A 6,616-nucleotide genomic window follows, 5' to 3' on the forward strand; every position below is an offset into this window, starting at 1 on the left:
CATCACGATGTTTGAAGGATCATGTAATATGTATCACAGGTTCATACGGCTCCCCTTCCCGCCTGCAGTGTATGAAAGATTGCATCGCTGCTACGATAGACGTATCAGCAGGTGCAGGGAGAAAATTATTATCCATTCCGCCACGGGTCCTAATTTATCATTTAAGCAGCGCACTTAGTTCCTTCAACGTTTCTTTACCTTCGTCTTTATTGTACCATTTCTGCAGTTCAATTTTCATTGTTTCAAAATCGGCTTTTTCTTCTTTCAGCTTATCATAAATTTTCTGGCAGCTTGCAGGCCGCGGTCCCCATGTAACGAGGTCTTTGCCGGCTTCGTTGCGTACGATCAGTTTGGGAATGGATTTTCCTCCGTTGGTTAAATAACTATTGATCCGGAAAGGTTCGGAATCGCGCAGTTCATAATCTACTTTGATCAATGGATTCAGCAGGGTAATCATATGCAGAAACGGAACAATGTGTGCCGCATCGCCACACCAAGGCTCAGTAATGATAATCCATTCCTGGGGAGCCTGTATATCCGCTATAACTTTTTTGATTTCCGGCGACAAAACACCGTGCTTCAGCCAGCGGTTCATTCTTGACCAATTCAATTTTGTATAATTGAAGTAATCAGGATTATCGTATGGAGCAGAGGGGTTAGGATCATCGAGGATAGCTTCGAAATATTGTAAATAAGACTTAAAATTCATGGGGAAGGAATTTATTGTGTGGTATAATAACCAAAATATAAGTGAAGGAGTTCCATAGTGAGCCGGAGCTTGTTAAGGTACATGGCCTATGCGTCACAGACCACGGTGAGAGTTAGCGCAAGTATTGGCTTGTGCCTATCGTATCAGGGCACCGGTCAAAAGACTGGCGCCAGTGAAAGGGTTTAAACCCCTTGGAGGGTTTAGTAAATACCGGGTGTAAACAAAAAGCAAACACCTCGCCTTATGCTAAATCTTTAAAACAGGTTCTTTATTGTCAACTTCTGTGACAAATTCATAATTCATTTCGCCGCGGCGAATTATAACTCCTGATTAAACTTTGTATATTCAATGTATATTTAAAATTATTAATTGATTAGATGAAAGCTCGTTTCAAAAGGATACTGATTTTTCTGGCCATACCGGTTCTTTTGGGAGTAATTATCCATTACACCGTTACCCACCAGGTAAAACATATTCTGCAGCTGCTGGTAGAAAGAGAATCAGACAATGCATATCGTCTCAACGCTTCAAAAATTGAAGTTTCTTTCTGGAACAAAAGTTTCATCGTTGAGCATGCACAGATTATCAGTGTTGACAGTACAAAAGAAAAAACACATTATACCATAGAACTTCCGCGGATGTTCTTAAGCATTGATTCCTGGGGCAACCTGCTGATGCAGAATAAAGTCTGCATTGACAGCGTACATTTCATTGATTCCAGAATTAAAATATACGAACGCTCCCCTGCCACAAATAAAAAGAACATTCAGGTGGGTGATGTATTTTCCACGATTGAAAAAGTTCTCAACTTCTTAGAGGTAAGATCCTTTTCTGTACAGAACGGAGCCTTTGAATACAAAAGCATTCATTCTGAAAAAGTACTTACCAGTACCGGTATTAATTTTTCGATAAAGAATTTATCAGGGAAAAATAAAAAGGGACACCTGTTCTATTCTGAAGATATCCGCGTCAATATTGAAAACCAGTTATGGGAAATGCCTGATGGCATTCATTCTATTCGTTTTAAGAGCCTGAACTTTTCCGGTAAGAACCAATATTTTGAACTCGATTCCTGCATCATTCATGCAGCAGGCACAGAGGAAAGAACAGAAACCACATTGCTTACCGAAAAATTCTTTTTCAATGATCTTGAATTTTCTTCCCTTTACGAAAACAACACGCTGTCCATTGATACACTGCTCTGCATCAAGCCTGTGTTTATTGTAGGTGCAGATACCATTACGAAAGAATCCATAGAAAAAGATACTGCTAAAAAAGACCTTTCAAAATTACTTCCGGGCCTGTTCCAATCTGTTCATTTCAATTACATCAATATTGAAGACGGACAGTTGATCTTAAAAAATAACAAACCGCAACACGACCCGAACACCTTCTCCCAGAAAAGCGACCTGAAGGTCTATAACCTTTCTCTGCAGCAGAACCGAAGTCCGTATTTTAAAACAGACAGTATTTTATTCGGCTTAAAAAATATTGAATTCAATACACCCGACAGTACGTTTAAAATTATTGCCAGCGAATTGATGATCGTGAATAATGACCTGGTATTAAAAAACTCCTCCTTCGGGCCGGTAGCTCCGGTAACACAAGGCAAGAGTATTTCTTTTTCCGCGCCCGAATTCAGGCTGGTCAATATTGATTTCATTTCACTCATCCAAAAAAGACTTAAAGCTGATAAAGCGGAATTATTAAGTCCATGTATACTGATCCGTACCACAAAAAATTCGGTAAAGCGGGCCGATACTGCTATTGCCGGCATTGATCGTTTTTACTCTTCCCTGCACGAATTCAGAGAGCTGGTAGGCATTGAAACGTTGCAGATCTATGATGGCACTGTTAAGATACAAAACCCCGACCGGCACAACACACGCGTGTACATGCAAGGTATCAATGCCCTGGTTTTGCCGATACATTTTGTCAACAGCGATTCACTGATTGAGATTAAACATTCCATGCCCGCTATAGAAATAGCACAACTTACAGTCGAATCCGACAACCTACATCTGCAGGTAGAGAATTTTTATTTTGATGGCATCAACAGAAAAAACTATGCGGACCATGTGCGCATGTCTACACAAAGTAACAACCTGCAGCTCGAAGCATGGAAATTATATTGGGGAATTTTTGACTGGGATCTTTTCCAAAAATACAAACGTATACAGATTTCCGATTTCAGGGCATCTAAACTGAATGTTCAATTAAATCACAAACCCCGCAACAAAAATGAAAATGATGCAGCCAAAGACCTGCCCGACCTGCGGGTAGGAAAACTGAACGTTACAGACCTTAAGCTTCACACGGTTATCGGACAGGATACCTTTGCGCTCAACGGCCGTAATATATCGTTTGATTCCATCCGTTCGAAAGATCAATTTTTAATCTGGGAAAACGGAAACGGATTTTTTGAAAACGTACTATTCAGTACACAACATTCGCGGGCTGCCATTAACTACCTGCAGATGGCGACACGCGGAGAAACGGTTATTAAAAATCTGCGCTGGTATAAAAAAACCAACGGCAACGAATTAAACATTCATGTACCGCTAACCAGAATCTCGGGAAAGATTTATTCAACCGATTTTTCTGCCCTGGCTATTAAAAAAATTGAGTTGGAAAACCCATTATTTTCTTATCGTAAAACAACAACAGGGCCCGGCAAACACATAGCCACGTTACAGATTCCGATGGACATCCACGCAGAAATAGTCCGGATCTCCAACGCTTCTGTTCAATACCAGGAAGAAACAGCAGGTAGCATAATGTCTGCATTTGCGCGCATAGACCTGAAGCTGACAGGATTGACTGCTTCTGAAAACAATATTCAATATGAGGAATTGAATCTTACGCTGAAAGATCTTCTGGCAACAGGAAACCTCCTGCCCTGCAGTCTGGCTTCCATGCATCTTGACTCAAAGTATGGATCATTGACGGCAGATACAAAAAAAAATATTACCTTTCACTCCGACCTTACCGTTCGCTGGAAAGATGCTGCATTTGATAAACCATTCATGAAATCAAACTCGGTATTGCAGGTAAAAAATATTTCCGGCGACTTTTCTAATCCCGATTTCAGTTATACTACAAACAACCCATTGAAATGGCAATCTCTGTTATATCATACGAACATACAGGAAGGTGCGGTTACATTTGCAAATCCTGAATTCACTTTTTCAATCAACAAGCTCAACTGGCAAACCAACAGTAAAAAACTTGCACTGCATAACATCAACTATATGCCGACCGCCAGCCGTGAAGAAGCCATGCAGCAGGCTTCCGAACAATTTGATTACCTCACCCTCACCGGAGCAAGCATGGAACTCAGGGGGCTGCGCCTGCACAACAGTGACAACGATTCATTGATTCATGTGCGAAAAATCATATTAGACCAGTTTACCTTAAGTTCCACGCGCGATAAAAATCTGCCACGTAAAAAAGGAAAATTGAAAGCCATGCCTACAAAGGTCATTCAATCTATACCATGGCCGGTACTGATTGATTCTATACAAATAACAGACAGCAAAGTTCTTGTTCAGCAGATTGAACCCAAATCAACCGAAGAAGTGGTGATCCCGATTGAGCACATCAATGCACTCATCACAACGGTTTCAAATACCAGCCAGGACCACGACAGCCTGCGGTTAGTAGCCAATGCACGCATTGCAGATGTAACTGTAAAAAAATTCAGTTACACGGAATCGTATTCCGATTCGCTTTCCTACTTCCATGTTTCCAGTTTTATTATTCCGGGGAAATTTAAAAGCCTGAATCCAATCACCGTTCCGCTGGCACATATATTGATTGACGATGGTTATTCGAATAAACTCACTGCCGCCTGGGAAGGCAATAAATATGCAGCTATCGGACAAATGAATTTTATTTATTCAGACCTGGCCATACAACTGCTGCATAAAGGCGACAGCTCACAAACCAACCTGGGCCTGATGCTGGAGAATACGATTGCCAACAATGTGATCAGGAAGAATAATACCAAAAGCTCAGTAATATTTTTTGAACGCAATTCTGAAAAACAAATTTTCAACTACTGGCTGAAAGCTACGCTACAAGGTGTATTTAGCGCCACCGGACTAAAGAGCAACTCCAAATCAATCAGACATTATAAAAAAGCGAAGACCAAATATCATCTGCCGCAAAATACTGTTGCAGAAAAGGTGAAGACGGAGGAAGATCCTCTTTAAACAGCCGGCGCAAGCAAATACTTGTACCGGCAATGACAGGCCAACCCATTACCAGGTAGCTCAGCTATAAGCATCGATGCCATCGCTTTGGGCGATGGCATCGGTTGGAACAAATCTGCTCTTCGGAATTATATTCGCCCATGACGAATGACAATTCATAATTTATAATCCATTTCGCCGCGGCGGATCATAATTATCATCATTCTTCGCCGGCAAATGTGCTCAGGATCGCACTCAACTGATCCGCATTTTTTGATTCTATCAGATAGAGTACATCTCCATTCACACTCCATTTTGCCATGGGCACGGAAGAAAGTCCGTTGGCTGTCCCTACTGCATTGGCATCATGATACGAATCACAAAAGATAAGGCTGATGGTTAATGGGGCAGATGGATCTGCGGAAACAAAGCGACAGGCATCTTGTATAAGATCTGACCGTTTCCAGCTCCGCCATTCAAACGGTGCAGGAGTAAGATTTACGTTGATGCTTTTTAAAAAATATTCAAAACGTCTGGCATTGTTATGCTGAATACTCAGGGTAATGTTATTTTTCATGGCTAATGAATAGTGATCGTTTTAGTGAGTATACAAAAAGTATGAGGAATTCCCAAGGCTAAAACCCGCGGGTTAAACAAATATGCTTAGTCCGTAATGGAAATTCATAATTCATAATTCATAATTCATAATTCATAATTCATAATTCATAATTCATAATTACCTAAGTATTTATCCTGATAACAGCAGCTGCTTTAAAACGTAAATTATAAAATCATTACCGTTTAAACGCTAGAGTTATGAAAGACCAGAACCCGTCGCCCCACCACGGCGGACAAAAACTCACCATCGTTGTTGAAGCTCCATCTCTTGCAGCCATTCCCGCAGATGCGCTGAAAGCTTTACATACTTTTGAAAGACATATTGCTGCCACGCCGGGGCTGAAGCTTTCCATCCATCGCGGCGGAACCAACTACACCGAAAAAACTAAAAACAAACCTTCAGAATCTGTTAGTCCGGAACATTGGGATTACTGGCCGGTATAGATTGTTATCCTGCAACAGATTTAGAACATCGTCGGAAGACCACCACCTCCGTTAAATATAGCACATAATTCAAAATACGGATTAACTCTTGTTAAAATCCACATATGTTATTAAGCCAGTCTTGTCGAAAAGATGAACATTGAATATTTTTATATGTGTTACCAAATTTTATTTGTTATGATCGAAGCTACTTATTCCCATAGAAAATTAGCAGTTGAAATACTGTCTAAATCTTTCGACTCAAATAAAAGTGTAGAATATGTGATCAAAGGCGGGGCAAAACGCCAGCAACAAATCAAATCATTAATGGAATACGCTTTTGATATGTGCATGCTCTTTGGTGAAGTATATGTATCAAACAATAATATGGCTTGCGCACTTGTTTTATTTCCTCACCAGAAAAGAACTACGTTAAAAAGTGTTGAGCTGGACATCAAATTTTTATTCTACTGCAGTAGTATCAAAAAAATACTGCAGATTTTAAAAAGAGAAGAAGACATTTATAACAACCATGCAGATGAGAAATATGCGCATCTGTTATTTTTGGGTGTACACCCCAAAGAACAGGGTAAAGGATATGGCAGCAAATTACTGAATGAGTTAGCAGAGCATTATTCAAAGAAGCACCTGAATATTTATCTGGAAACATCTG

General features: G+C 40.4%; 5 protein-coding genes. 3 read left to right on the forward strand and 2 right to left on the reverse strand.

What is annotated here, in order from left to right; all coding sequences use genetic code 11:
- Positions 1–157 precede the first annotated feature (157 nt).
- Complete coding sequence (locus ACTHJT_RS07170) at positions 158–709, reverse strand: thioredoxin family protein (protein ID WP_440237319.1); 552 nt, start codon at positions 707–709, stop codon at positions 158–160.
- Between the two features lie 377 nt (positions 710–1,086).
- Between ACTHJT_RS07170 and ACTHJT_RS07175 the strand changes: the two genes are divergently transcribed.
- Positions 1,087–4,923, forward strand: a complete 3,837-nt coding sequence (locus ACTHJT_RS07175) for a hypothetical protein (RefSeq protein ID WP_440237320.1) — start codon at positions 1,087–1,089, stop codon at positions 4,921–4,923.
- Positions 4,924–5,122: 199 nt separating this feature from the next.
- Here the strand turns inward: ACTHJT_RS07175 and ACTHJT_RS07180 are convergent, their stop codons facing one another.
- On the reverse strand, positions 5,123–5,479 hold the full coding sequence (locus tag ACTHJT_RS07180) for a hypothetical protein (RefSeq protein ID WP_440237321.1): 357 nt from the start codon (positions 5,477–5,479) through the stop codon (positions 5,123–5,125).
- 239 nt (positions 5,480–5,718) lie between these two features.
- Here ACTHJT_RS07180 and ACTHJT_RS07185 point away from each other — a divergent pair, with 239 nt between their 5' ends.
- Together ACTHJT_RS07185 and ACTHJT_RS07190 are read left to right on the forward strand one after the other, a co-directional pair.
- Complete coding sequence (locus ACTHJT_RS07185) at positions 5,719–5,964, forward strand: hypothetical protein (RefSeq protein ID WP_440237322.1); 246 nt, start codon at positions 5,719–5,721, stop codon at positions 5,962–5,964.
- Between the two features lie 153 nt (positions 5,965–6,117).
- Positions 6,118–6,616: GNAT family N-acetyltransferase (locus ACTHJT_RS07190; protein WP_440237323.1), on the forward strand; the 499-nt coding region annotated here is incomplete at its 3' end.

The organism is Cytophaga sp., from assembly GCF_051961495.1.
Classification (GTDB): domain Bacteria; phylum Bacteroidota; class Bacteroidia; order Cytophagales; family Cytophagaceae; genus Cytophaga.

Bases quoted from the DNA above. Each gene is read 5' to 3' on its own strand.
- ACTHJT_RS07180 (WP_440237321.1), bottom strand. From the start codon at position 5,479: ATGAAAAATAACATTACCCTGAGTATTCAGCATAACAATGCCAGACGT.
- ACTHJT_RS07175 (WP_440237320.1), top strand. From the start codon at position 1,087: ATGAAAGCTCGTTTCAAAAGGATACTGATTTTTCTGGCCATACCGGTT.
- ACTHJT_RS07170 (WP_440237319.1), bottom strand. From the start codon at position 709: ATGAATTTTAAGTCTTATTTACAATATTTCGAAGCTATCCTCGATGAT.
- ACTHJT_RS07185 (WP_440237322.1), top strand. From the start codon at position 5,719: ATGAAAGACCAGAACCCGTCGCCCCACCACGGCGGACAAAAACTCACC.